We start from the raw sequence: 23,502 nt of genomic DNA on the forward strand, positions 1-23,502 counted from the left end.
GTCAGGCCGCGAGGTCGAGCAGGTCGGAGGCGTTCGGGCCGTCGCTGCGCCAGCGCCGGGGCACGATGCGGACCAGCTCGAGGACCAGCCGGACGAAGAACAGGACCGCGGCGGCGACGTACGCGCCGACGGTCACCTTCATCAAGGTCTCGCCGGCCGGGCCGAACTCCTGCGCCCACCACAGCGACCCGAACAGCGACCCGAAGAGCATCAGGCCACACAGCGCAGCCTGGACCAGGCGGTGCGTCAGCAGCGACTCGTCGATCCGCAGCGGGATCGTCCACAGCGCGAGCAGGACCAGCAGGAGCGCGGACGCCGAGAGCAGGGGCAGCGGCGGGACGAGGAGCGGGTAGTCGGGCGTCACCTGGAACACCCCCTCGGCCACGTCCGGGATCGTGCGGGTGACGGCGCCGACGACGACCACGACGACGGCGGTCACCGCGAAGAGCGCCGCCAGGGCCCAGGCGACGGCGAACCCGCGCCGCGCGATGCGCTCTGCCCGGCTGGGTGGGCGCTTGGTGGTCGCAGGCCTCGTGCTGGCGCGAGCGGTGTTGCGGCGCTGACTGTTGTTGCGCATGCTCACCAGCCTGACCCCGCCCGGTGCGTCGTCGGCTGCTGGACGAGCTGGTCGTACCGGCTGCTGACCCAGCGGGCGGGATCGCCGAGCCAGTCCGTGTCGATCCGAGGCATGGCGTCCTCGACCCGGTCTGCGACGTCCGCGACGTTCGCGGCGGCGTCCGCCGCCTTGCCCGGCGCTCCCGCGACGGCGCCGATCAGGCTGAAGCGCTTGGCGACCTCGAGCTGCTGGGTGGCCTTGGCCGCGAGCGCCGCGTCCTTGGCGCCCCAGGCGCCCGTCTGCATCTCCTTGAGGATCTTGGCGTACCGAAGGTTCTCAAGCGTCTTGTGTCCCTTGAGCTGCCACAGCCATTGCAGGGGACCGTGCTTCGCGGCCGACGGGGTGGCGGCCTCCTTGGCCAGCGACGCCCACTCGTCCACCGCCTGCCGGGCCCCGAGCTTGGAGCGCTGGGATCGATTCGCCGCCTTGATCAGCTTGCCTCCCCCGTCCCGGAAGCCTCGGGCAAGGCGTCCGTTCTTCAGCGCGGTCATGGTCACGCGCAGGCCGCGGGCGGCGATGGCGCCGACGCCGAAGGTGATCGCGGTGAGCGCGTCCAGCCCGAACTCGACCCAGGAGATCTCGCCCGCGAGCGCGAGACCCAACCCCGCCACCGCGGCGAGGCCACCGGCGAGCGCGGCGAAGGGCAGGAGCACGGGGAAGAACATCCCTGCGATCGCAAGCCCGGCGGCGATCGCGCTCAGAACATCCTTGATGGTCTTGAGCAGGTCGGCGTGCTCGCTCACCCACCCGGTGAAGTTGTCCCAGCCGGAGTCGTTCATGCCGTCCCGGTCGACCGCGGCAGCGATCGCCGCGGCGGCTCGATCGGCCGCTGCGTCCAGGTCGGCGCGCGCCCGCGCGTGCCGCACGCTCGCCTGGTCGAGTTGGGCGGCGAGGTCGCGCGCCTGCCATGACCACCGCTGCGACTGCTCGACCGCCTCCTGGGTGGAGGTCGGGTCCTGGACCGTGCGCGCCTGGTGTGCATAGCGCTCGGCGTGCGCTTCGGCGTTGGCGAGCGGTCCGACGACGGCGTCGCGAGTCTGCACGGCCTGGCTTGCGCGCTGTTGCGCGTCCTCGAGTTCGGCTGCGTAGACGGTCAGCTCGGACCCGGCGGTGCTGTACCGCTGGTTCAGGCCGTCCAGCCGTCCGGCCACCTCGTCCGCGATGCCGACGAGCTCGGTCACCGCGTCGCTCGTGCCGAGCGGCTGCCTCGCCAGCGCGCGAATGGCGGCGGCGGCCTCCGCGAGCGCGGCGGCGGTCTGGGCGTACGCCCCCGCGCCCGCACGGACGGCGTCGGGGTTGCCGGCGATGGGGGCGATCTCGGCTGCGGTCACGCGATGGTCCTGGTGGGGGCGCCGCGCTGGTCCATGGCACGGGCCAGCTCGCGGTCCGCGTCGGCGAAGCCCTGGTCGACGGCGGCGGCCAGCTCGGCGACCCGGTCGACCTGCTGGGCGAGCTCTCGACGACGGTCGTCCCACTGGCCGGCGAAGTCGCGGAGCACTCCCGCCAGGCGCGGGTGACCGACGGCGTCGGCGAGCGTGTCGGCCGTCCGGTCCGCGCCCTCGAACGCAGCGCGGACGCTGCGCAGGTTCTGCGCAAGGTTGCCGACGTCGTCGGTGACCTGCAGCTTTTCGGCCATGTCTCCCCCAGTGACCCGAGATTCCGCCCGCCGCAGAGTGTAGCGGCCGGTGGATCGGCGGGCGTGAGGTTCCCGGACCGGTGGGTCGCGGTGATGCGACGAGATCCGGACGGTGAGCGGTGAGAGTTGCACCGTCCGGCCTCGCGAGGCGGGTCAGTCCCACGTTCCGAGCAACGGGGGCGTTGCCGCTCTTCTGGGGGTCAACCCAGGCGGTCCCTCCTCTTCCACGAGGCGACGACGACGTCGCCGAGGACGTCATCGACGTGGCGGTGACGAGTGGGATGTCGCCCCGCCCTGGCTCGTGGCCTCCACAGTCCGCGCTTATGGGCGGCACGGCCAGCACTGGCGTCCTGGCGGACACCCGAGTCGACGGTGGCTCCGGCACACCGGCACCCATCATTGACAACCACGAGCCCGCACGACTGTGTTCTGTCGGGGACACTGGACGACAACAACGTTTGACGAGACGAGGAGTCCTAGGTGCCCCAGGGAACTGTCCGATGGTTCGACGCCGATCGAGGGTTCGGCTTCATCGACGTCGGGAACGAGGCCGAGGACCTGTTCGTGCATGCGTCCGAGATCGTCGGCGACGACGGAGCGAGACAGCTCCGCGAGGGGCAGGCCGTCGAGTTCGAGGTGGGAGAGGGCGACCGCGGTCCGCAGGCGCGCCGCGTCAGGGTCACGGGCGACCGCGCCGCCGACGCACCGCTGGGCGTGCTCGGCACCGTCACCTGGTATGAGCCGGCCAAGGGCTACGGCTTCGCCCAGCCCGACGACGGTGGCGCCGAGATCTTCGTCCACAGCTCGGCCATCGTGGGAGGCGGCGTCATCTCGCAGGGGCAGCGGTTGGCGTTCCTCGTAGTCGACGGCGCAAGGGGTCCCCAGGCAGACCATGTGCTGCCGCTCGGGGCTACGGTCGCGCGGCCGGTGTCCGACGGCGCGGACGGCACCGTGTCGTGGTACGACGACGTCAAAGGCTTCGGGTTCATCGCCCCCGACGCGGGCGGCGACGACGTCTTCGTCCACGTCAACGCGCTCGATCGAGGGCTGACCGAACTGTCCGACGGCGATCGAGTGACGTACGACGTCGTCGACGGAGACCGTGGCCCGAACGCCCGCAACGTACAGCTCGTCGGCAGCTCCGGAGGTACCCGCCCGGGCACGGATCGCGGCCGGTCCGGCCGTCCTGCGGCGTCCGGTGGGCCCGTGCGCGGAGGCGAAGGCACCGTCGCGCGCTATGACGCCGAGCGCGGGTTCGGCTTCATCACGCCCGATGCCGGGGGCGCAGACCTCTTCGTGCACGTGTCGGTCCTGCAGGGCGTCGAGGTCCTGGAACAGGGCGATCGGGTCCGGTTCAAGGTGAGGCAGAGTGACCGGGGACCACAGGCCGACAACGTCGAACTGGTGTGAGCGAGCGGGCGGCACCAGCGAGGGGATGAGCGGTCTTCGGTGATGCAGGCGCGAGGGCCACGGTGCAGCCGAGGTCCTCGCGTCGCGGGTACACCGAGCCGTACCGGCGCAACCACGACGCTCCACGCCTCTCGTGGACAGGGTGTTCGAACCGATCGATATGCGATGAACCTGCGCTGTTGACGGCGCCTGAAACTGGCCCGCGGCACCACGCCGTTGGCCCCCAGATGCCAGCTCTTGCGGTTCGTCGTCCGCATCCATGTCGGCGGCATCGCTCCGCCAGTGCCGGCTCGAGCAGGCATCTCCGGTCGAGCCGGCGCTGGCAGGGCTGATCGCGGCTACCCGGCGACCATGCCGCCGTCCACGGGGAGGTTCACCCCGGTCACGAACGACGAGTCGTCGGAGGCGAGGAACAGCGCGGCGGAGGCGATCTCCTCGGCCCTTCCGAACCGCCCCAGTGCCGAAGCGCCGGCATAGTCCGGCACCTTGCTGGACCCGTCGGCGGCAGCACCGGCTAGGCCGGTGAAGATCATGCCGGGGCAGATGGAGTTGACCCGGATGTTGTCCTCCGCCAGATCCAGCGCAGCGCCATAGGTGAGGGCGACGACGCCGCCCTTCATCGCCCCGTAGGCGGCCAGGCCCTTACGCCCCTTGAGCCCCATCGCGGAGGCGGTGTTGATGACGACGCCGCCTCCGTTCGCCCGGAGGTGTGGGATCACATACTTGATGCCGAGGTACACGCCGCGGAGGTTGACCCCGTACAGGGTGTCGAGGAAAGCGTCGTCAACGGCGTCCAGCGGCTGGTGGGGGCCGCTGAAGCCCGCGTTGTTGAACAGGATGTCGACCTTGCCGAACGTTGTGACGGCGGCGTCGAGCATCGCCTGAACGTCGTCGGCCTTCGAGACGTCGACGTGCACGGCGATCGCCGCGTCGCCGAACTCATCCGCCGCTGCCTTGGCGTTGTCGTCGTTGATGTCGGCGATGACGACCTTGGCGCCCTCGGCGACGAACAGTCGGGCGGTGGCCCGCCCCATGCCGCTGCCGGCGCCGGTAATGACGGCGACCTTGTCTTCGAGCCTTCTCACGGGCTGTCTCCTTCGCATCTGCGGGTCGTCAGTCAAAGACGACGGTGACCTTGTCGGCGGCGCCCGGGGTCTTCGCGAGATCGAGTGCTTCAAGCGCGCGGTCGAACGGGAGCCGGTCGCTGATGATCAGCGCGTACTTGTTCCAGTTGCCGACGATGTCGTCGGTGACCTGGAATATCTCGGTCGGGTAGCCCATCGACATGCGGATGGTGATCTCGGTGGTGAGGATCTGGCCGAGGTCGATCTCGACTGGGTGCTTGTGCACCGCGACGATCGTCAACCGCGCCTCGCGCTTGGCCGCCGCCAGCACTGTGTGGATGACGGCAGGCGCCCCAGCGGCGTCGTAGTAGACGTCGGTGTCCGGGCGGGCGCCGGGAGTGACGCTCGCCGGCGCCTGGCCGTGCAGCTCGACGAGCCGGGTGGCGACGTCCTCCTCGGCGGAGTTGATCACGGCGTCGGCGCCCACCCGCAGGGCCTTGTCCAGGCGGGTCGGCAGGATGTCCACGACGACGACGTGTGCGACGCCCTTGGACTTGAAGCCGAGCAGTGCGCCCAGGCCGATGGGACCAGCGCCGAAGATGACGACCTTGTCGCCCGGCTTGGGCTCGGACCGGTTGACTCCATGCATCGCGACCGCCATGGGCTCGTTGAGCGCGGCGACGTCCCACGGCACCTCGGGCGGGATGACCTTGAGCTGCTTGCCCGGCTGGAAGCCCTTCACGACAACGAGGGGCGCCATCGCACCCTGTGCTCCGCCGCTGCCGAGCAGCCCGTCAGCGAAGGCCATGGTGTCGACGACGACGTGGTCGCCGACCGCGATGCCGGTGACGTCGACGCCGACCTCGACGACCTCTGCGGCCGGCTCGTGGCCCAGGATCGTGGCGCCCTGATGCGGCGGGATGCCGCCCACGGCGGTGTACATCGCGTCCGACCCGCAGATTCCGCATGCCTTGATCGCCAGCAGCACGTCGCCCGGCCCGCAGGTCGGTTCGGGGACCTCGACCCACTCGGCCACGTCGGGCCCGGTGACCTGGACCGTCCTCACCCGTCCTCACCCCACACCGCGACCAGTCGCCCGGTGACCTTGCCGGCCGCGAGCCGCTCGAGGCCCGCGCCGATCTCCTCGAACCCGATCTGGGTCACGTACGGGGTCAGCTCGCCGCGGACCATGAGGTCGTACAGCTCCTCGATGTCCTGGACCGTCCCGCCCAGGGACCCGACCAGGTCGCGGCCGAGCAGCTGATGCACCGCGACGTCGAGCCTGCCCGTGCCCAGGCCCACCTGGACCACCTTGCCGGGCTCGCCGCGTCCGCCGAACTTCTGCTTGACCGCGGCGAGCGCCTTGTCGGTGGTGCCGTACCCGGCGAAGTCCACGACTAGGTCGAAGCCCTGCTTGGCCCACTCGGCGGCGTCCGCGACGACGCCGACGGCGCCCGCCTCGCGCGCCAGGTCCCAGACCTCGGTCTTGGGCTCGCACACGTGCACCTCGGCGCCGGCCAGCACCGCGGCGCGGGTGGCGATCTGCCCGAGCCCGCCGTACCCGATCACACCGACCTTCTTCCCGGCGGACGCCCCACCGCGCTTAATGATCGCGTGGTAGGACGTCATGCCCGCGTCGGTCGCCGCGGCGGCCAGCGCCCAGCTCAGCCCGTCCGGAACCCGGGCGAGGTCGGCTGCGGGGCACACGTGCTGGTCGGCGAACCCGCCGTGCCGGAACACCCCTGCCGGGGCCGCGACACCCGACGGGCACACCCCGACCCGGTCCCCCACGCTCCACCCAGTGACCCCGGGACCGATCTTCGCGATCACCCCGGCGATCTCGTGCCCCTCGGTCATCGGCAAGAACGGCATCGCCGCAGGGTTCTTCATGTACGTCAGGTCCGAGTGGCACAGACCCGACCCGCGCACGGCGACGACCACCTCCCCCTCACCCGGCTCCGGCTCGGGAACCTCGTTCAGCACCAGACCCTTCTCCAGGCCCTCGAACTGCCATGCCCTCATGCGCGCGCTCCTTCGGTGACTTCGCTGTGCATGCGACCCCGGTGACCGTAGTCACTATATCCATTTAGCGATAGAGTCCCAGGTCATGCCACGAGGCCGATACCGCGAGCGGGTCAAAACCCCACGCGTGACGATCAAGGACGTCGCGGCCGCGGCGGGCGTCTCGCCTGCCACCGTCAGCTTCGTGCTCAACCGCACCCCCGGCCAGACCATCCCCGCGCCGACCCAGGCTCGGGTCCGCGCGGCGGCACACGATCTGGGGTACACGCCGCACGCCGTGGCGCGCGCCCTGCGCGAGGGTCGTTCGCGGATCGTGCTGCTCCACGTCGGCGCGATCACCGGCGGCAACAGCCTCGAGTCCCTCGTCGACGGCATGCGAGCCGAGCTGACCGCACACGGGCACACGCTGCTCGTCCAGACCGGCGCCGGCGCCATCCCGCCCGAGGTGCTCGACGTCGTCGCACCCCGCGCGGTCATCGACCTGACCCGGCTGACCACCGACGACGGAGGAGACATCGTCGGCACCGCCGGTGGACTCGTTGCGGGTCTTGCCCTGCACACCCGCACCCAACTGCACTACCTCGCCCAGCGCGGCCACCAGCGGATCGCGATGGCCCTACCGCCCGGAGACGACCGGCTCATCGCCGCGAGGCTCGAGTACGCCATGACTGCAGCCGCCGAGCTCGGCCTGGACCCACCAGTCCCAGTGACCATCGACCTCGGCGAGCCGCCCGAGCCGCGACGCACGGCCGTCGCACGGCTCGTCTCCGAAAGCGCCGTGACCGCAGTCGCTGGCTACGACGACGTGGTCGCGGTCGCCGTCCTGGCGTCGCTGACGCACCTCGGACTCCGCGCGCCCGACGACCTTGCCGTGATCGGCTTCGACGAAGGCGCCCACGGACGCCTCTGGTCACCGTCGCTGACAACCGTGCGGATCGACGCCGCCGCCTATGGCCGGCGCGCCGCGCGCGTCGCGATCGGCGTCGACCCCGGACCCTGGGACCACACACCCTCACAGGTGATCGTGCGCGAGAGCGCCTGACCGGCGACAGAACACAGCGAGTCCAGCAGCACCCCGCCGCGGACAGCGGTGCACGCCGCAGCGTGGGTACCCGCGCGCCGGTTACTCACGGGCGTCGAGAACCTGGTCGACCTCGTCCTCACTGATCAGCCCGTCCTCGCACAGCTCTTCCAGGTCGGCCTGGGAGTCGCCGGGCAGGACGCCGTCGACCGGGTCGACCACGCACGGAACCCACGACTCGATCAAGGCCAGTCGGTCGAGCATCTGCGCGGTGCAGACCCTTCCGATCGGCGCTCAAGTTGGTCCCGTCGGTCGACCCCAAGGACTGGACTCCGCGCGAGTTGCGGCACTCGTTCGTCTCGCTCATGTCTGCTGGGGGCGCCGCCGTCGAACACATCGCCCACGTCGTCGGGCACTCCGACACGTCGACGACCGAGCGCATCTACCGTCACGAACTGCGGCCCCTCATCCGAGAAGGTGCGACGTTCATGAATCAGTTCGCCAGCGTCGAAGACGTCGGTCCCGACTGGCACATGGACCCACTCTTCAAACTCCCGGGTGACGGGAACCGTTCAGGGGATCCACCTCCGCCGGAGCGCGGCTGATCGCCGCACCAGCGACGAGCCCGGTCGTCCCGCACAGGATGGCCGGGCGATGTCGTGCTCGGCCGAGCACAGAGCCAGCAGCGGAGCCAGCAACACCGCCGGCCGCGCCGGCATGTCCGCTGCCGTGCGTCCAAGGCCGCGCACGGTCGTATCGGTAAGCCAGCAGTAGCGCCAGCAGAAGCGTCCTTGGGCCTCCTGAGGCAAAGCAAAAGGCCCTCCGCACTCAGCGTTTTCGCTGGTCAGAGGGCCTTTCGAGAGGGTGGGCGATACTGGGTTCGAACCAGTGACCTCTTCGGTGTGAACGAAGCGCGCTACCACTGCGCCAATCGCCCGATTGCGTGGATGACAGTAGCAAGGATCCCGCCGAGCCTCCAAACCCGCGTGCGCGCCGCGCAGGTCAGGGGTCGGTCCGCTCGCGCATCCGCCGCTCGAACAGCGCTCGCGCCGCCATCGTGAGCGGCCCCGCCTCGACGGCGACGCCGTCGAGCGATGTCACCGGCTGCACGTTGCGCCCGGACGACGTCAGCGCGAGGTGTGCGCGCCCGGCCGTGACGTCGTCGAGCACGGAGAACGGCAGCTCGCCGGGCTCGGCCTCGCGCACGGGCAGACCGTCCTCGGCGCCCCACTCGAGCAGCAGCTCGCGGGTGATGCCGGCCAGGCAGCCGGTCTCCAGCGCGGGCGTCAGCAGTTGGCCCGCACGCTCGACGACGACGTTCGATCCGGTCCCCTCGCACAGCGCCCCGACGGTGTTGGCCAGGAGCGCCTCGTCGCCGCCGCGCGCCACGGCGTCCGCGAGCGCCACGACGTTCTCGGCGTATGACGTCGTCTTGAGCCCCGCGACGGCTGACCGCTCGTTGCGCACCCACGGTGAGCGCACCGACCATGACTGCGGCCTCATGGTCGAGGCGGCGGCCGCGACGACGACGGTCTCGCGCGCCTGCCCCCGCCCCGAGCCGAGCGGCCCGATCCCGGAGGTCACGGTCAGGCGCAGGCGTCCGTCGATGTCGCCGGCGCGCGCGAGCACCGCCTCGATGCCCTGCCGCACGCGCGCCTCAAGGTCGGTCGCGGGTGTGAGGCCCAGACCGCGCAGCGACCGGTCGAGGCGGCGCAGGTGGCGTGTGAGGGCGAACACCGTGCCGCCCACGAGCGTGCACGTCTCGAAGGCGCCGTCGCCGACGGTGACCCCGTGGTCCACCGCGCTCAGCGCCCGCTGCGACTGTCCGACCAACTCGCCGTCGACCCACACCACCGTGCTCATGCCCGCAGTCTGCCCGACGCCGCGCGCCGTGTGCCGCCTCGCGCGCGTCCCGCGCCCCTCCGATGTTCCCCCGGCGTCGCGGGGCGCCCGATGGCGTCACGCGGGCCGGTCGGTGGGCGGCCGGCTCGCGAGCCCGACGAGCCGCTCGGCCTTGAGCTGGGTCTCGCGCCACTCGGCCTCGGGGTCGCTGCCCCACGTGATGCCCGCTCCGGTGCCGAACCGCAGCGTCCCGGTCCCCGCGGCGCCACGCTCCCACCAGAAGGTCCTGATCCCGACGGCGAGCTCGGCCCGTCCGGCGTCGCCGTCGACCCAACCGACAGCACCGCAGTAGGGCCCGCGCGGCGTCGGCTCGAGCTCCGCGATGAGCCGCAGCGCCGACGACTTGGGCGCCCCGGACACCGAGCCGGGCGGGAACGTCGCCGCGAGCACGCGCCACCACAGGTCGGGCGCGGCGGCGACGTCGTCGGTGAGCAAGCCGCGCACGCGGGAGACCAGGTGTGCGAGCCCTGGGTGGCGTTCGACGGCGAGCAGGTCGCTGACCTCGACGCTGCCCGCCCGGCACACGCGCTGCAGGTCGTTGCGGACCAGGTCGGTGATCATGACGTTCTCGGCGCGGTCCTTGTCGCTGAGCCCGCCGGGCGTACGCGCGGTGCCCTTGATCGGCCCCGAGACCAGCGTGTCGTGGTCGAGCGCCAGGTACAGCTCGGGCGAGGCGGAGACCACCCAGACCGGGTCGACGACGCCTCCCGCGGGCACGTGGATCGCCGCCGCATGCGGTGCGGGGTTGCCCGCCGCCAGCAACGCCGCGAGCGCGGCCGCGTCGGGCTCGGCGCCGTCGTCGGCGACGGGCAGCGGTGCGGCGAGCACGCGGCACACGTTGGCCTGATAGACGTCCCCCTCGCGCACCCGCTCGCGCACCCGGGCGACGGCCTCCTGGTAGGCGCCGCGACCGAGTGACGTCCGCCAGGCGTCCGACGGCGGCCCGACCCACCGTGCGCCGTCACCGCCCGCGCCGGTCCCGTCGCGGCGCGCGCCCTCGCGTGGCGCGGCGCCGCGCGCCGCGTCGTCGGCGACGTGCGCGAACCGCCAGGCGCGCGCCCGCCCGGGCCGCCCCGTGGTCCCGCCGCCCAGGTCGGCCTCGAAGTCGGCGACGACGAACCACAGCCCGGCGCGCAGCCGCTCGGGCGAGACGGCGAGGTCGACGCACTCGACGGCTCCCGTGGCGAGGCGGCCGGAGAAGCGGGCCCAGGATGAGGGCTCTGGCGCGAGGTCTGGCACGAGACGAACGGTACTGACCGCGAGGCGCTCACCGGCGATTGGACGTGCTCGCGATGAGTCAACTAGTGTTTGGGACGCGCCGGACGCCGGGGGTCACCCCTGAACGCACCGGCCGCGCGGATGTGGCTCAGTTGGTAGAGCATCACCTTGCCAAGGTGAGGGTCGCGGGTTCGAGTCCCGTCATCCGCTCGGAGGCCCACTCTCTGCACGCCAGGGAGAGCACGTCTCAAGGTGGGTTGGCCGAGAGGCGAGGCAGCGGCCTGCAAAGCCGTATACACGGGTTCGAATCCCGTACCCACCTCGCGTCCTGAGCGATCAGGCACGGGCGATTGGCGCAGCGGTAGCGCGCTTCCCTGACACGGAAGAGGTCACTGGTTCGATCCCAGTATCGCCCACCATCCCAGAAGCCCCGGTTCCTCGAACCGGGGCTTCTCCCGTGGTGGGGCGCCTTGGCTGCCGGGCGCTCAGGCCCGCAACCGCTCCCCCGCCGCGAACGCCTCCAACTCGCCGCCGGTGAGCCGGTAGGTCACCCACTCCTCCTGCGGCCGCCCGCCCACCGCCTGATAGAGCGCGATCGACGGCGCGTTCCACCGCAGCACCGACCACTCGAGCCGGCGGTACCCACGCTCGCGCGCCACGCCCACCAGCGTGCGCAGCAGCCCCAGTCCGTACCCCTTGCCGCGATGCTCGGGGACCACGAACAGGTCCTCAAGCCACACGCCGTGCCGCCCGGTCCAGGTCGAGAACGTGAGGAACCACACGGCGATCCCCACGATCTGCCCGTCGACCTCGACGACGTGCGCGAACGCCGCGGGTGCGGGGCCGAACAGCGCGCGGGTCAGGTCCTCGGGCGTGGTCTCGACGGCGTCGGGCGCGCGCTCGTAGACGGCGAGCGCCTGGACGCAGGCGAGGATGCCGGGCTCGTCTCCCGGCCGGGCGGGGCGCAGCACGGCGCCGTCGTCGAAGGTGGTCACCGCGTGATCGTAGAGCGGGCGGGCATGGGCCCGGTGATTGGACCTCGGGGCGTCCGGTCGTCTACAGTTCCGGAGGCGCTGAACGCGGAGGGAAACCTCAGACGTTCTGGCTATGCGGATGTGGCTCAGTTGGTAGAGCATCACCTTGCCAAGGTGAGGGTCGCGGGTTCGAGTCCCGTCATCCGCTCTCGGTTCGCCTTCGAATCGGTCCTCGGACCGTAGCCGGCAGGCCTCCGGGCGATTGGCGCAGCGGTAGCGCGCTTCCCTGACACGGAAGAGGTCACTGGTTCGATCCCAGTATCGCCCACCACGAAAACCCTCGGCTCACGCCGAGGGTTTTGTCGTCTCCCGGGCGCTGGGACCGGCGTAGCGTCGAGGGCATGTGCCGGAACATCACCACGCTGCGCGGCCTCGAGCCACCCGCGACCGACGCGGAGGTGCGGGCCGCCGCCGAGCAGTTCGTCCGCAAGGTCACGGGTGTGCAGGCCGGCGCGGCGGCCTCCACGCGCGAGCCGTGCGAGCGCGCCGCGGCGCAGATCGCCGCCGTCGTCGACGCGCTCCTGGCCGAGCTCCCGCCGCGCAAGGTCCCACCCCGGACGGTCCCGCCCCTGCGGCGAGCCGACGTCCAGGCGCGCGTCGCCGCCCGGATGCGCGAGCGCGAGGAGCATGAGCGCCTGCACGCGCTCGGCGTCGCGCACACCCACGGAGCGGGGCGTTAGGCTCGGCGACCGTGAGTCCCCACGAGCCGGCCGTCTCGGCGACCATGCACCGCGCCAAGGCGGCGGCCCGCGCGTCCCATGTGACCGTCGGCGACCTGCGTCGACGGCCCGACGGCGGTGTGGAGATCGACTGCTCGTGCGGCATGGTGCTGACCAACGGCCCCGAGTGGTCGCTCGACGAGCACATCCGCCTGCACCGCGCCGAAGCGCGCTACCTCGCCGTCAGCGAGGTGGCCCCGCCGGGAATGCCGCGCCTGATCCCGGTCGCCGCGGACCGGCGCCCGCGTTAGCGCGCCAAGGACAACGAACACCACGCGCGCCGGGACGGGCGCCGCGACTGTCCGTCGTGGTGTCACAGCTCGTCGGGGTCGTCCCAGGACTTCCCGCTGGAGTCGCCCTCGATCGGGTGCAGCTCGACGGCGGACAGGGACGTCGGCGCCTTGCTCGCGTCACCACCGGCCCGGGGGTCGGCGTCGGGCGCGGGCGCGGGCTGCTTGAGGGCGATGCGGCCGGCGGAGGCCAGCGACTCCTGCAGGAGGCGACGGGCGTGCGGCTGCGCCTCGTCGGCCGCGGGCGCGGGGGAAGGCTGGGTGCTCATGGCGCCATTGTGGTCTACCGCACGCCGCGCCCGCGCGTCCCTGGCGTGTCGCCGATCCCACCGCGCCACGCCCTCGGCGGTCTGTGAGGATCGTGGGCATGCAGACGTGGCCAGGACGCCCGTACCCGCTCGGCGCGACCTTCGACGGCACCGGGACCAACTTCGCGCTCTTCTCCTCGGTCGCCGAGCGCGTCGAACTGTGTTTGCTCGACGACGACGGCTCGCAGCGGCGCGTCGACCTGCACGAGGTCGACGCGCACGTCTTCCACGTGTTCCTGCCGGGCGTCGGCCCAGGCCAGCGGTACGGCTACCGCGTGCACGGGCCGTGGGACCCGGCCTCCGGGCACCGGTGCGACCCCACCAAACTGCTGCTGGACCCGTATGCGCGCGCGATCGACGGGCAGGCGGACGGCGACCAGTCGCTGTTCTCCTACCCGTTCGACGACGCGGACGTCGCCGTCACGGGCGCGGCGCCGTCGGGCACGGACTCGGCTCCGCACACGCTCACCTCCGTCGTCGTGAACCCGTTCTTCGACTGGGGCCACGACCGCCCGCCGCAGATCGACTACCACGACACGGTGCTGTACGAGGCGCACGTCAAGGGCATGTCGATGCGCCACCCCGACGTGCCGCCCGAGCTGCGCGGCACCTACGCGGGCATGGCGCACCCCGCCGTCGTCGAGCACCTCGCGCGCCTCGGCGTCACCGCCGTCGAGCTCATGCCGGTGCACCAGTTCGTGCAGGACTCGACGCTGCAGTCCAAGGGGCTCGCCAACTACTGGGGCTACAACACCATCGGGTTCTTCGCCCCGCACAATGGCTACGCCGCCTACGGCACGCGCGGCCAGCAGGTGCTCGAGTTCAAGACCATGGTCAAGGCGCTGCACGAGGCCGGCATCGAGGTGATCCTCGACGTCGTCTACAACCACACCGCCGAGGGCAACCACCTGGGCCCGACGCTGAGCTTCAAGGGCATCGACAACGCCGCCTACTACCGTCTGGTCGACGGCGACGAGGCGCACTACTTCGACACGACCGGCACCGGGAACTCGCTGCTCATGCGCTCACCCGCCGTGCTGCAGCTCATCATGGACTCGTTGCGCTACTGGACGACCGAGATGCACGTCGACGGGTTCCGCTTCGACCTGGCCGCGACGCTCGCCCGGCAGTTCCACGAGGTCGACCGGCTCAGCGCCTTCTTCGACATCGTGCACCAGGACCCGGTGATCTCTCAGGTCAAGCTCATCGCCGAACCGTGGGACCTGGGCGACGGCGGCTATCAGGTGGGCGGGTTCCCGCCCCTGTGGACCGAGTGGAACGGCCGTTACCGCGACACGGTGCGCGACTTCTGGCGCGGCGAGCCCGCCACCCTGCCCGAGTTCGCCAGCCGTCTGACCGGCAGCAGCGACCTGTACGAGCACAGCGGCCGCAAGCCGATCGCGAGCATCAACTTCGTCGTCGCGCATGACGGGTTCACCCTGACCGACCTGGTGTCGTACAACGAGAAGCACAACGACGCCAACGGCGAGGGCGGCCAGGACGGCGAGAGCCACAACCGGTCATGGAACTGCGGCGTCGAGGGGCCGACCGACGACCCGGCCATCCGCACGCTGCGCGCGCGTCAGCGCCGCAACCTCCTGGCGACCCTGCTGCTGAGCCAGGGCGTGCCGATGCTGGCGCACGGCGATGAACTGGGCCGCACGCAGGGCGGCAACAACAACGCCTACGCGCAGGACAACGAGACGGCGTGGATGGACTGGGACCTCGGCCCCGACGAGGCCGGCCTGCTGGAGTTCACACGCCGGCTCGTGCGGCTGCGCCGCGACCACCCTGTGCTGCACCGCCGCGCGTTCTTCGCGGGCGCGGGACTCGGCGCCACATCACCCGCGCTCGACGGATCGGGCGACCTGCCCGAGATCGACTGGCTCGACCTGACCGGGCAGCGCATGGACGGCACGGACTGGACCAATGGCTACGCCCGGTCGCTCATGGTGTTCCTCAACGGCGACGCCATGCGCGAGACCGACCGCCGCGGCTCTCCGCTCGTCGACGACGCGTTCCTCCTGCTGTTCAACGCGCACTCCGACCCGCTCGACTTCGTGCTGCCCCCCGCCGCCTACGGCGCGCGGTGGACGACCGTGCTCGACACCGACGGCGCGCTCTCCCGCCGCAAGTCGCACCCGGCGGGCACGGCGGTGACCGTCGAGAGCCGCACTGTGGTCGTCCTCACACGCCCTTCGGCGCGACGCACGACACGCACTCGCCTGCGGGCGGGCGATGGGCGCCTAGCCTGACCGCCGTGAGCACAGGGTCCCGTCCCCCGCAGCCGGGTCCGACGGTCTCATGGCCCGGCCCCCGGCCCATCGTCTGGGCGCCGCGCGCACGCACCGTCGACGTCGTCGTCCCGGGTCCCGATGGCGCCCAGGCGCACCCGCTACGGCTGGTCGGCGCGCACAAACCCGGCTATTGGGGCGCCGACCGCGAGCTCGACGCCGGGACCCGGTTCGGGTATTCCATCGACGGCCGTCCGGCGCTGGCCGACCCCACCGGAACCGCGTTCCCCGAGGGCGTCCACGGGCTCTCGCGCGTGCCGACGCCGCTGTCGGGGTGGAGCGACGACGCCTGGCGGCCGCCCGACATCACGGGGGGCGTCCTGCTCCACCTCGACGTGGCCACGGCCACGCGCGCCGGAACCCTCGACGCCGCCGCCTCGCTCCTGCCGGACATCGCGGCCCTGGGGATCCACGGCGTCGAGCTGGCGCCGCTCGCGGCCTACGACCCGGACGTCGGGCCGACCGGCGGCGTTCGCCTCTTCGCTGTGCACGAGCCGCTGGGCGGCGTCCTGGCCCTGGCCCGCTTCGTCGACGCCGCGCACGCCCACGGCCTGGCCGTCGTCCTGACGCCGCCGCACCGCTGGGCGGTCTGCGAGGGCTTGGGCCTTGAGACGTTCGGCCCCTATGCCGTGGACGGGCGGCTCAACCTCTCGGGCTCGGGGAGCCGCGGAGTGCGCGACTTCCTGCTGTCCGACGCCGAACGGTGGTTCGCCGACCTGCATGTGGACGGCCTGTCGCTCGACGTCGAGGCATTGGCCGACGGCTCGCCGGTGCCGTGGATCGCCGAGCTCGCCGAGGCGACCGTCACCGTCGCACAGGAGGTCGGCCGCGGGCTGACGCTGTTCGTCGACGGGCCGGGCCGCTCCGATCGGCTGACGGGGGCGCTCAGCCGCGTCCTGGAGCAGACCGCGCCGCCCAACCCGGCGACCCTCGACCAACTGCGCCGGTTGGCCAAGACGCTCACGCCCACCGCGCGGCTGCCGCTGCGCGCGGACCGCCTGGTGCGCCGCCGCCACCCCACCACGGCGCATGCGGCGTCCATCGTGGTCGGAGACCTCACCCGGCTACCCGGAGCACGCCGCACCATGCCGTGGGCGCCGCCCGGCGCCCCGCACGCGCCGGCAGACCCCGACACCCGTGCGACCACGCTCGCCTTCGCCATGCTCGCGGGCACGCCGCTCGTCCTGGACACCGACCACGCGCCCGTCGGCCAGGACTCGCCCGCGTCCGCGAGGCTGCTGGCGTGGTGCGCGCGCCTCGCCGCGCTGCGCGCCGACGCGGCCGGGGAGCTCGCGCTCGACGTCGACCTGCGCAGCGGCGCGACGACGCTCGCCGTCCGCCGCGGGCGCCTCGCCGTCGTCCTCGGCTGGGACGGCGAGACGATGCGCGCTCCCCTCGAGGAGGTGGCGCCGGGTCCCGCCGCGAGGTGGGAGCTGGCGGCGGCCTGGTCACCCGACTCGTCGCTCGACGAGCGTGGCCTGCTCGTGCCGCCCGGCGCCACCGTGGTCCTTCGCGCGCGAGCCTGACGACCTGGGGTTACGCTCGCGCACCAGGTGACACCGGCGCAGGAGGAGCGGCGAGTTCTCGATGAGCGGACGGCACAGCAAACAGGATCTGGAGCGCACCCCAGACGACGACATCTTGCGCAAGCTCGAAGGGCACTGGGACAAGTCCCCCACCCGGGCCTTGCGGTGGCGCAAGAAGGTGGACGTGCGCGAGCTCGACTGCAACGGCACGCCCGGCTGGGACGGCGACCGCGACGACGCCGAGCGGCTGGTCGCCGCGCACGCGTTCGAGTTGGCGCAGTTGCAGGAGCGGCTGTTCGCACACGGCCGCTCGGGCGGCTCGCGCTCGGTGCTGCTCGTGCTCCAGGGGCTCGACACGGCGGGCAAGGGCGGCATCGTCCGGCACGTGGTCGGCCTGGTCGACCCCCAGGGCGTGCAGCACCGCGCGTTCGGCGTGCCCACGGCCGAGGAGGCGTCGCACGGGTATCTGTGGCGCATCCGCAACGCGCTGCCGAGACCGGGGTACATCGGCGTGTTCGACCGCTCGCACTACGAGCAGGTCCTCGTGGTGCGCGTCGACGGCCTGGAGCCCGAGGAGACGTGGCGCGCGCACTACGAGGAGATCAACGCGTTCGAGGCCGAGGTGGCCGCCGCCGGGACGGTCATCGTCAAGGTCGCGCTCCTCGTCTCCCGCGACGAGCAGAAGGCTCGGCTGCGCGAGCGGCTCGACCGGCCCGAGAAGCACTGGAAGTACAACCCGGGCGACCTCGCCGCGCGCGCACGGTTCGGCGACTATCTCGACGCCTACCAGGAGATGCTTGAGCAGACCTCGACCGACGTCGCCGCCTGGCACGTGGTGCCGGCCGACCGGAAGTGGTTCGCCCGACTCGCGGTGACCGAACTGCTGCTCGACGCCCTGCGGTCACTCGACCTGGGCTGGCCGCCGGCGGACTTCGACGTCGCCGAGCAGCGGCGCCTGCTTGACGAGACCTGAGGCCCGCCATCCCGGTGGTTGAGCCTGTCGAAACCACCCGCTGGTTTTGACGGGCTCAACCACCCGAGGTCGCCAGCGCGCGCCCGTCCTCGGCGAGCGCGCCCAGGCGTGACAGCGCCCGGTAGTACTTCTTGCGATACCCCCCGCGCAGCATCTCCTCGGTGAACAGCCCGCGTGTGTCGACCGCTCCGTGCCCGGACAGCAGCACCGGCACGTCGCGGTCGTAGAGCCGGTCCACGAGCACCACCAGCCGCAGCGCGACGTCCTGCCGGGCCACCGGCCGTACGCCGGTCAGCGCGACCACTCCGACGCCGTCCAGCAACGCGCCGTACCGACTCGGGTGCACCGTGGCCAGGTGGTCGAGCAGATCGTCGAACTGGTCGAGGGTCGCGTCGGGGCGGGCGGCGGCGAACGACTCGGCGACCTCGGCGGGCAGCGGCTCGGCGTCCGTCACGACGGCGCGGTGGCGGTAGTCGTCGCCGTCGACGCGCAGCACCTCGAAGCGTGCGGCCAGCGCCTGGATCTCGCGCAGGAAGTCCTCGGCGGCGAACCGCCCCTCGCCCAGGGCCCCAGGCAGCGTGTTGCTGGTGGCGGCCAGGGCGACCCCGCGGTCGGTCAGCTCGCGCAGCAGCCGGCTCATGAGCGTGGTGTCCCCCGCGTCGTCGAGCTCGAACTCGTCGACGCACACGAGCCGCTTGGCCGCCAGGGCCTCGACCGTGGGCAGGAACCCGAGCGCGCCGACCAGGTTGGTGTACTCGACGAACGTCCCATACGCCGTGTGCTCGACCCCGACGGCGTGCGCGAGCGCGGCCAGCAGGTGCGTCTTGCCGACGCCGAAGCCGCCGTCGAGGTAGACGGCCGGCGCCGTGGCCCGGCGGCGGGCGGCGAACAGTCCGCGCGGGCGCGCGGGCGCCGTGATCTGCCGCGCCACGTCCTCAAGGCGGGCGACCGTGGCGGCCTGGCTGGGGAACGAGGGGTTCGCGCGGTAGGTCTCGAACCGCGCCCCGGCGAAGTGGCGGGGCGGCACGAGGTCCGCGAGCAGCCGTTGCCGGGAGGCCACGGGCCGCACCGAGGTGAGCGAGCCGACATGCGGCGCGTCGACGACGGGGCGGGGGGCATCGGTCGTGGCGCTCGTCACGGTGGTCAAGGTTACGCGTCGTCAGCACCGGCCTGGTGTGAGGTACGCCACGCCGCGCGAGTGCGAGACTGCCTGCATGGCCGGCCCCGCGCTCACCCTCCTGGCGCCCCAGACGCGCCCGCTGCCCGACGACGACGGCGAGGCCGCTCTCGCCGCGCTGTATCGCCACGAGCCCGCAGTGGTCCGCGCCAATATGGTCGCCTCGGTCGACGGCGCGGCATGGGGCGGCTCGCACCGTTCGGGCGACCTCAACGACGACGCCGACCTGCGCGTGTTCCGCGTGCTGCGCGCGCTGGCCGACGTCGTCGTCGTCGGCGCCGGCACCGCGCGCGAGGAGGGGTACGACCAGATCGAGCGGCCCGCGGACCTGGCGCACCTGGCCGAGGGCGCCGCCCCCCTGCGGCTCGCGCTGGTCTCGCGCAGCGGACTCGTGCCGCCGTCGACGCTGGCGGGTGACCGCCCACCGCTGGTGATCACCGGCGAGGCGGGCGCCACTGCCGCGCGCGGCGCCGTGGGCGGCGAGAACGTGCTGGTCCACGGCGCGCAGGAGCCCGATCTGCGCGCGGGGCTGGCCGACCTGGCCGCGCGCGGGCTCACGCGCGTGCTCACCGAGGGCGGCCCCCACCTCCTGGGGTCACTCCATGCGGCCGGGCTGGTCGACGAGCTGTGCCTGACGACGTCCGCCGTCGTGGAGGGGCCGGCCCCCGGCCGCATCCTCGCGGGAGCCCAGGCGCCGCGAGGGCGCGGACCGCGCCGTTCCCGGCTGGCCCACCTGCTGCACGATCCTGCGGCCGGAACCCTCCTGGCCCGGTGGCTGGTGCCATCGGACGCGCCCACCGCCGACGGCCTGGCAGGATTCGGTACATGACGACCGCACCTTCGCCCGACTCCTCGGACGTCGTCCTCGTGCTGACCGAGGCCGCGCTCACCGCCGCCGACGTCGAGCACCTGCTCGACCTGTACCGCGACCGCGACGGCGACGGCGTCCCCGACCCGTTGGCGTTCCGCGTGCTCGTGCCCGCGGACACCGAGCGCAACGTGCTGGTCGCGCTGCTCGCGCACCTCGGCTCAGGCGACCTGCGCCAGGCGTGGGACGACCTGCGCTCGGGCCCCTCGGGCGCCATCGAGGCCGAGGCGAAGGCCGCCGACGCCCTGCGGGCCTCGCTCGCGGCCATCACAGCGACCGGCGTCACCGCGACAGGCGCGATCACCGGCGACGACCCGCTGCCCGCGCTCACGACCGCGGTCGCCGACGGCGCCCGGGAGGTCGTCGTGGTCACCTACCCGCACGCGCTGGCCGACACCTTCCACGCGGACTGGGCCTCGCGGGCGCGCGAGCGGCTGACGGTGCCGGTGCTGCACCTGTACGCGGGCACGAGCGAGCTCGGCTGAGGATGCCCGCCCCCGGCGATCACCCCCCGCGCCACGCACGCCCGCACGGAGCCGACCCCCGCCCGGCGCGCCGCGTCGGCTACCCCCGCGACACCACCCCCGCACCACCGACCGAGCTGATCCCCGCCGTCGGCTCGCGGCCCACCCCACCGCCGCGCGTCCCGGTCGCCGACCGGACCGGCCGTCCGCAGCCCGCGGCCACGGCGACTGCGGCGGGCGCCACGGCCAGCCCGAGTGCGGCTGAGCGGACCGCCGGCCCGGCCGCCGGCTCCGACGCGACTACCGCGCGCGCAGCCGTACCCACGACGGCGAACCTCGGGCGCAACTCGCTGATCCTGACCATCGGGACGTTCGCCTCGCGCCTGTCCGGCCAGGTGCGCAACATCATGCTCATCTGGGCGATCGGCGCCACAGGGCTGGTCGCCAACGCGTTCGACATCGCCAACAACGTGCCGAACATGCTGTTCGCGCTGCTGACCGCAGGCGTGCTCCAGGCCGTGCTGATGCCGCAGATCATGCACGCCATCAAGTCCGACAACACCCAGGAGCGCCTCGACAAGCTCCTGACGGCCGCCACGAGCGCGCTCGTGGTCGGCACCGCGGCGCTGGTCGCGGCCTCTCCCCTGCTCGTGCGGCTGTTCACGCTCTCCGGCGAGTGGCCGCCGGCGGCGCGTGCGCTCGCCGTCTCGTTCGCGTTCTGGTGCATCCCGCAGGTGCTGTTCTACGGGCTGTTCTCGGTGCTGAGCGAGGTGCTCAACGCGCGCGGCCAGTTCGCCGCGACCGGGCTGGCGCCCATGGCCAACAACGTGGTCTCGGTCATCGGGTTCGGCGCGTTCATCGCGATCTGGGGACGCGCCGGCGGCGAGCTCAACGACCTCGCCGCGTGGACGACGGCGCAGACGGTTGTGCTCAGCGCGACCGCGACGCTCGGCATCGCGGCGCAGACGGCCGTGCTGCTGGTCGCACTGCGACGCGGCGGGTTCCACTGGCGCCTACGGTTCGGGGTGCGCGGCATCGGGCTGCGCTCGGCCGGCAAGGTCGTGGGGTGGACCATCGCGGCCGTCGGGCTGGAGCAGGCCGGGCTCGTGGTGCTCAAGAACATCACCTCGGCCGCCGGCGCCGCGGCCGCCCCGGGCGAGATCGTGGCGGGCAACGCCATGTTCACTCAGGCCCTGACCATCTACCTGCTGCCCCACTCCCTCGTGGTCGTCTCGATCATCACCGCACTGTTCCCACGCATGAGCCTCGCCGCGGCGGAGCGGGACCTCGACGGCGTGCGCTCGGCCATGTCGACGGGCCTGCGGACCGCGGGCATCTTCTCGGTGATCTCGACCGCGGTGATGATGACGGTGCCCGGGCCGTTGCTCAAGACGCTGCTGCCCACGATCGCCCCCTCCCAGGTGGCCGCCGGCGCCCCCGTGCTGCGCTGGCTCGCCGCGGGGCTCGTGGCGCTCGGGGCGACCGTGATGGTCAAGCGCATGTACTTCGCGTTCGAGGACGGGCGCAGCATCTTCGTCATCCAGATCTTCGCGACCGGCGCCATGGTCGTCACGCTGCTGATCGGCGCGCAGTCGCTCGACCCGCGGTACTGGACCGTGGCCGCCGCCGGGGCCTACGCGCTGTCGACCTGGGTGTCGGTGCTGCTGCGCGTCGCCGGGATGCGCCGCCTGCTGCACGGCGTCGACGGCGCCCGCGTGCTGCGCCTGTACGTGCGCGCGGGGCTCGCCGCGGGCGTGGCCGCCGCCGTCGGCTGGGCCACCGCCCGGGCGCTGGGCGGCGATGGCACGCTCACCTGGGCGCACGCCTTCGGCGTCACCGCGGCGGTGGGCACGCTCATGCTGCTGGTCTACGCCGCCGGGCTCAAGGCCCTGCGTGTGCGCGAGTTCGACGACGCCCTACGGCCGCTGAGGCGCCGCCTCGGCCGCTGAGGCACCGTCAGCGGCCGCGTAGGCGCCGCACCACCTTCTTGGCGGTCGGCAGACCCCGCTCCCACGCCGTGTGGAGCGCGGCGTTGAGCGGCACGTCCCAGGTGCCCGCGAGCTGGTCCTCGTGTTTGGCGAAGCTCCGCTTGAACTCACCGATGCCGTCGTTGAGCAGACCGTTGAGGTCGTAGGCGCCCACGCCCAGCTCGCGCGCGTCGGTGATCGACGCCCAGTACACGGGGGCGGTCGCGCGCAGGCGCCGCCCGGCGTCGTTCGCCCCTCCGTACAGCAGGAACGCGGTGCTGGACGACGTCGCGGCCCACGCGAAGCAGCACGGCTGGCCGTCCTCGTCGAACGCCGCCACCAGGCGTGAGGCCTCGCCCAGCTCACGGTGCACGGCGAGGTAGTACTCGTCGTCGTGCAGGGCGAACCCCGCGCGCCGGGCGGTCTCGTGGTAGACCCCGAGCACGGCGCGCACCTCGTCCTCACCGGTCACGCGACGCACCACCAGGCCCTCGCGCTGGGCCTTGCGGATCTCGTAGCGCGTCGACTTGCGCATGTCCGCGAGCAGCGCGTCGGGCTCACGTTCCAGGTCCAGGATGAGCGTCGAGGGGTACAGGATCGTGTTGCGCGCCCGGCGCGCGCCGGCCACCCCGAGGGCCACGCCCTCGGCCCACGCCGGCTCGAAGCTCACGCCGACACCGCCGAGGTGTGCGCGGCACCATTCCACGACCGCCTCGGCGACCTCGCGGCGCGCCACGTCCGCGCCCGTTCCGTCGGGCGCGACGACCGGCCCGCGCGGCACGTAGCTCAACGCTTTGAACGGCGCCGGCAGGCGCCGCACGAGCACCTGGGCCAGGCCGAGCGGCGCGCCGTCCTGCGAGGTCACGCGCAGGCGTCGCGGCGTCCACTCCCCCATGCCCTTGACCTCGCCCCAACCCCACAGTTGTAGCGGGTGGCCGCCCAGGGCGTTCACCTCGCCGTCCCAGGCGGCCCGGTCCAGGACCTCGTTCACCC

At 72.7% G+C, this 23,502-nt stretch carries 24 protein-coding genes and 6 tRNA genes; 16 read left to right on the top strand and 14 right to left on the bottom strand.

Annotated elements, in window-relative coordinates; all coding sequences use genetic code 11:
* Nucleotide 1: 1 nt before the first annotated feature.
* The 3 genes from EV386_RS06570 to EV386_RS06580 are packed head-to-tail and all read right to left on the bottom strand — an operon-like array spanning nt 2 to nt 2,252.
* Nucleotides 2-577 carry a hypothetical protein gene (locus tag EV386_RS06570; protein WP_130413440.1) on the bottom strand — a complete coding sequence of 192 codons (576 nt, stop codon included), beginning with the start codon at nt 575-577 and terminating at the stop codon, nt 2-4.
* 2 nt (nt 578-579) lie between these two features.
* The gene (locus EV386_RS06575; RefSeq protein WP_130413442.1) at nt 580-1,947 is read right to left on the bottom strand and encodes a hypothetical protein; all 1,368 of its coding nucleotides are present in this window, start codon (nt 1,945-1,947) and stop codon (nt 580-582) included.
* On the bottom strand, nt 1,944-2,252 hold the full coding sequence (locus EV386_RS06580; RefSeq protein WP_130413444.1) for a hypothetical protein: 309 nt from the start codon (nt 2,250-2,252) through the stop codon (nt 1,944-1,946). Before EV386_RS06580 ends, EV386_RS06575 begins: the two co-directional genes overlap by 4 nt.
* A gap of 480 nt (nt 2,253-2,732) precedes the next feature.
* Between EV386_RS06580 and EV386_RS06585 the strand changes: the two genes are divergently transcribed.
* Entirely contained in the window at nt 2,733-3,662 is a 930-nt protein-coding gene (locus tag EV386_RS06585) for a cold-shock protein (RefSeq protein WP_130413446.1), read from the top strand.
* Nucleotides 3,663-4,000: 338 nt separating this feature from the next.
* Here the strand turns inward: EV386_RS06585 and EV386_RS06590 are convergent, their stop codons facing one another.
* The 3 genes from EV386_RS06590 to EV386_RS06600 are packed head-to-tail and all read right to left on the bottom strand — an operon-like array spanning nt 4,001 to nt 6,748.
* Nucleotides 4,001-4,783, bottom strand: coding sequence for an SDR family NAD(P)-dependent oxidoreductase (locus tag EV386_RS06590; RefSeq protein ID WP_242607854.1), 783 nt, complete (start codon nt 4,781-4,783; stop codon nt 4,001-4,003).
* Entirely contained in the window at nt 4,776-5,792 is a 1,017-nt protein-coding gene (locus EV386_RS06595; protein WP_130413448.1) for a zinc-dependent alcohol dehydrogenase, read from the bottom strand. Before EV386_RS06595 ends, EV386_RS06590 begins: the two co-directional genes overlap by 8 nt.
* Nucleotides 5,789-6,748, bottom strand: coding sequence for a zinc-binding dehydrogenase (locus EV386_RS06600; RefSeq protein ID WP_130413450.1), 960 nt, complete (start codon nt 6,746-6,748; stop codon nt 5,789-5,791). Before EV386_RS06600 ends, EV386_RS06595 begins: the two co-directional genes overlap by 4 nt.
* An 85-nt stretch (nt 6,749-6,833) precedes the next feature.
* On the opposite strand from EV386_RS06600, the gene EV386_RS06605 reads away from it, so the two are divergent.
* Entirely contained in the window at nt 6,834-7,790 is a 957-nt protein-coding gene (locus EV386_RS06605) for a LacI family DNA-binding transcriptional regulator (RefSeq protein WP_130413452.1), read from the top strand.
* Nucleotides 7,791-7,871: 81 nt separating this feature from the next.
* On the opposite strand, the gene EV386_RS18260 is transcribed toward EV386_RS06605, so the two are convergent.
* Nucleotides 7,872-8,033 carry a DUF1974 domain-containing protein gene (locus tag EV386_RS18260; protein WP_165399864.1) on the bottom strand — a complete coding sequence of 54 codons (162 nt, stop codon included), beginning with the start codon at nt 8,031-8,033 and terminating at the stop codon, nt 7,872-7,874.
* A 35-nt stretch (nt 8,034-8,068) separates the two neighbouring features.
* Here EV386_RS18260 and EV386_RS18965 point away from each other — a divergent pair, with 35 nt between their 5' ends.
* Nucleotides 8,069-8,374: a tyrosine-type recombinase/integrase gene (locus EV386_RS18965; protein WP_130413454.1), complete on the top strand. Its 306-nt coding sequence runs from the start codon at nt 8,069-8,071 to the stop codon at nt 8,372-8,374.
* Between the two features lie 260 nt (nt 8,375-8,634).
* On the opposite strand, the gene EV386_RS06615 is transcribed toward EV386_RS18965, so the two are convergent.
* The 3 genes from EV386_RS06615 to EV386_RS06625 all read right to left on the bottom strand — a co-directional run bounded on the left by EV386_RS06615 (nt 8,635) and on the right by EV386_RS06625 (nt 10,910).
* A tRNA-Val gene (locus EV386_RS06615) sits at nt 8,635-8,706 on the bottom strand.
* Between the two features lie 65 nt (nt 8,707-8,771).
* Nucleotides 8,772-9,632: an aminotransferase class IV gene (locus EV386_RS06620; protein WP_130413456.1), complete on the bottom strand. Its 861-nt coding sequence runs from the start codon at nt 9,630-9,632 to the stop codon at nt 8,772-8,774.
* A gap of 96 nt (nt 9,633-9,728) precedes the next feature.
* Nucleotides 9,729-10,910 (bottom strand): chorismate-binding protein, encoded by a 1,182-nt coding sequence (locus tag EV386_RS06625; RefSeq protein ID WP_130413458.1) that lies wholly within the window; start codon nt 10,908-10,910, stop codon nt 9,729-9,731.
* Nucleotides 10,911-11,026: 116 nt separating this feature from the next.
* Between EV386_RS06625 and EV386_RS06630 the strand changes: the two genes are divergently transcribed.
* From EV386_RS06630 to EV386_RS06640, 3 genes are all read left to right on the top strand, one after another.
* Nucleotides 11,027-11,099: transfer RNA gene (locus EV386_RS06630), tRNA-Gly, on the top strand.
* Nucleotides 11,100-11,140: 41 nt separating this feature from the next.
* Nucleotides 11,141-11,211: transfer RNA gene (locus tag EV386_RS06635), tRNA-Cys, on the top strand.
* Nucleotides 11,212-11,233: 22 nt separating this feature from the next.
* A tRNA-Val gene (locus tag EV386_RS06640) sits at nt 11,234-11,308 on the top strand.
* A gap of 66 nt (nt 11,309-11,374) precedes the next feature.
* Here the strand turns inward: EV386_RS06640 and EV386_RS06645 are convergent.
* Nucleotides 11,375-11,884 carry a GNAT family N-acetyltransferase gene (locus EV386_RS06645; RefSeq protein WP_165399865.1) on the bottom strand — a complete coding sequence of 170 codons (510 nt, stop codon included), beginning with the start codon at nt 11,882-11,884 and terminating at the stop codon, nt 11,375-11,377.
* Nucleotides 11,885-11,998: 114 nt separating this feature from the next.
* Between EV386_RS06645 and EV386_RS06650 the strand changes: the two genes are divergently transcribed.
* The 4 genes from EV386_RS06650 (at nt 11,999) to EV386_RS06665 (ending at nt 12,893) form a co-directional block, all read left to right on the top strand.
* Nucleotides 11,999-12,071: transfer RNA gene (locus tag EV386_RS06650), tRNA-Gly, on the top strand.
* 48 nt (nt 12,072-12,119) lie between these two features.
* Nucleotides 12,120-12,194: transfer RNA gene (locus EV386_RS06655), tRNA-Val, on the top strand.
* Between the two features lie 70 nt (nt 12,195-12,264).
* Nucleotides 12,265-12,603 (top strand): DUF2277 domain-containing protein, encoded by a 339-nt coding sequence (locus EV386_RS06660; RefSeq protein ID WP_130413462.1) that lies wholly within the window; start codon nt 12,265-12,267, stop codon nt 12,601-12,603.
* 11 nt (nt 12,604-12,614) lie between these two features.
* Complete coding sequence (locus EV386_RS06665; protein WP_130413464.1) at nt 12,615-12,893, top strand: hypothetical protein; 279 nt, start codon at nt 12,615-12,617, stop codon at nt 12,891-12,893.
* 62 nt (nt 12,894-12,955) lie between these two features.
* On the opposite strand, the gene EV386_RS06670 is transcribed toward EV386_RS06665, so the two are convergent.
* Nucleotides 12,956-13,201: a hypothetical protein gene (locus tag EV386_RS06670; protein WP_130413466.1), complete on the bottom strand. Its 246-nt coding sequence runs from the start codon at nt 13,199-13,201 to the stop codon at nt 12,956-12,958.
* Nucleotides 13,202-13,299: 98 nt separating this feature from the next.
* On the opposite strand from EV386_RS06670, the gene glgX reads away from it, so the two are divergent.
* The 3 genes from glgX to EV386_RS06685 all read left to right on the top strand — a co-directional run bounded on the left by glgX (nt 13,300) and on the right by EV386_RS06685 (nt 18,033).
* Nucleotides 13,300-15,495 carry a glycogen debranching protein GlgX gene (gene glgX, locus EV386_RS06675; protein ID WP_130413468.1) on the top strand — a complete coding sequence of 732 codons (2,196 nt, stop codon included), beginning with the start codon at nt 13,300-13,302 and terminating at the stop codon, nt 15,493-15,495.
* A 5-nt stretch (nt 15,496-15,500) separates the two neighbouring features.
* A complete protein-coding gene (locus EV386_RS06680) occupies nt 15,501-17,060 on the top strand; it encodes a hypothetical protein (RefSeq protein WP_130413470.1) in 1,560 nt (519 codons plus the stop codon).
* A 61-nt stretch (nt 17,061-17,121) separates the two neighbouring features.
* The gene (locus tag EV386_RS06685; RefSeq protein ID WP_130413472.1) at nt 17,122-18,033 is read left to right on the top strand and encodes a PPK2 family polyphosphate kinase; all 912 of its coding nucleotides are present in this window, start codon (nt 17,122-17,124) and stop codon (nt 18,031-18,033) included.
* Nucleotides 18,034-18,088: 55 nt separating this feature from the next.
* Here the strand turns inward: EV386_RS06685 and zapE are convergent, their stop codons facing one another.
* Complete coding sequence (gene zapE, locus EV386_RS06690; protein ID WP_130413474.1) at nt 18,089-19,171, bottom strand: cell division protein ZapE; 1,083 nt, start codon at nt 19,169-19,171, stop codon at nt 18,089-18,091.
* Nucleotides 19,172-19,247: 76 nt separating this feature from the next.
* Here zapE and EV386_RS06695 point away from each other — a divergent pair, with 76 nt between their 5' ends.
* Genes EV386_RS06695 through murJ form a run of 3 tightly spaced genes read left to right on the top strand, consistent with a single transcriptional unit; the run spans nt 19,248 to nt 22,491 of the window.
* On the top strand, nt 19,248-20,039 hold the full coding sequence (locus tag EV386_RS06695; protein WP_130413476.1) for a dihydrofolate reductase family protein: 792 nt from the start codon (nt 19,248-19,250) through the stop codon (nt 20,037-20,039).
* Entirely contained in the window at nt 20,036-20,563 is a 528-nt protein-coding gene (locus EV386_RS06700) for a hypothetical protein (protein ID WP_130413478.1), read from the top strand. Before EV386_RS06695 ends, EV386_RS06700 begins: the two co-directional genes overlap by 4 nt.
* Before the next feature lie 2 nt (nt 20,564-20,565).
* A complete protein-coding gene (gene murJ / locus EV386_RS06705) occupies nt 20,566-22,491 on the top strand; it encodes a murein biosynthesis integral membrane protein MurJ (protein WP_130413480.1) in 1,926 nt (641 codons plus the stop codon).
* A 7-nt stretch (nt 22,492-22,498) separates the two neighbouring features.
* Here the strand turns inward: murJ and EV386_RS06710 are convergent, their stop codons facing one another.
* On the bottom strand, nt 22,499-23,500 hold the full coding sequence (locus EV386_RS06710; RefSeq protein ID WP_242607855.1) for a lipid II:glycine glycyltransferase FemX: 1,002 nt from the start codon (nt 23,498-23,500) through the stop codon (nt 22,499-22,501).
* Nucleotides 23,501-23,502: the final 2 nt, after the last annotated feature.

It is taken from the genome of Xylanimonas ulmi (genome assembly GCF_004216535.1).
Classification (GTDB): domain Bacteria; phylum Actinomycetota; class Actinomycetes; order Actinomycetales; family Cellulomonadaceae; genus Xylanimonas; species Xylanimonas ulmi.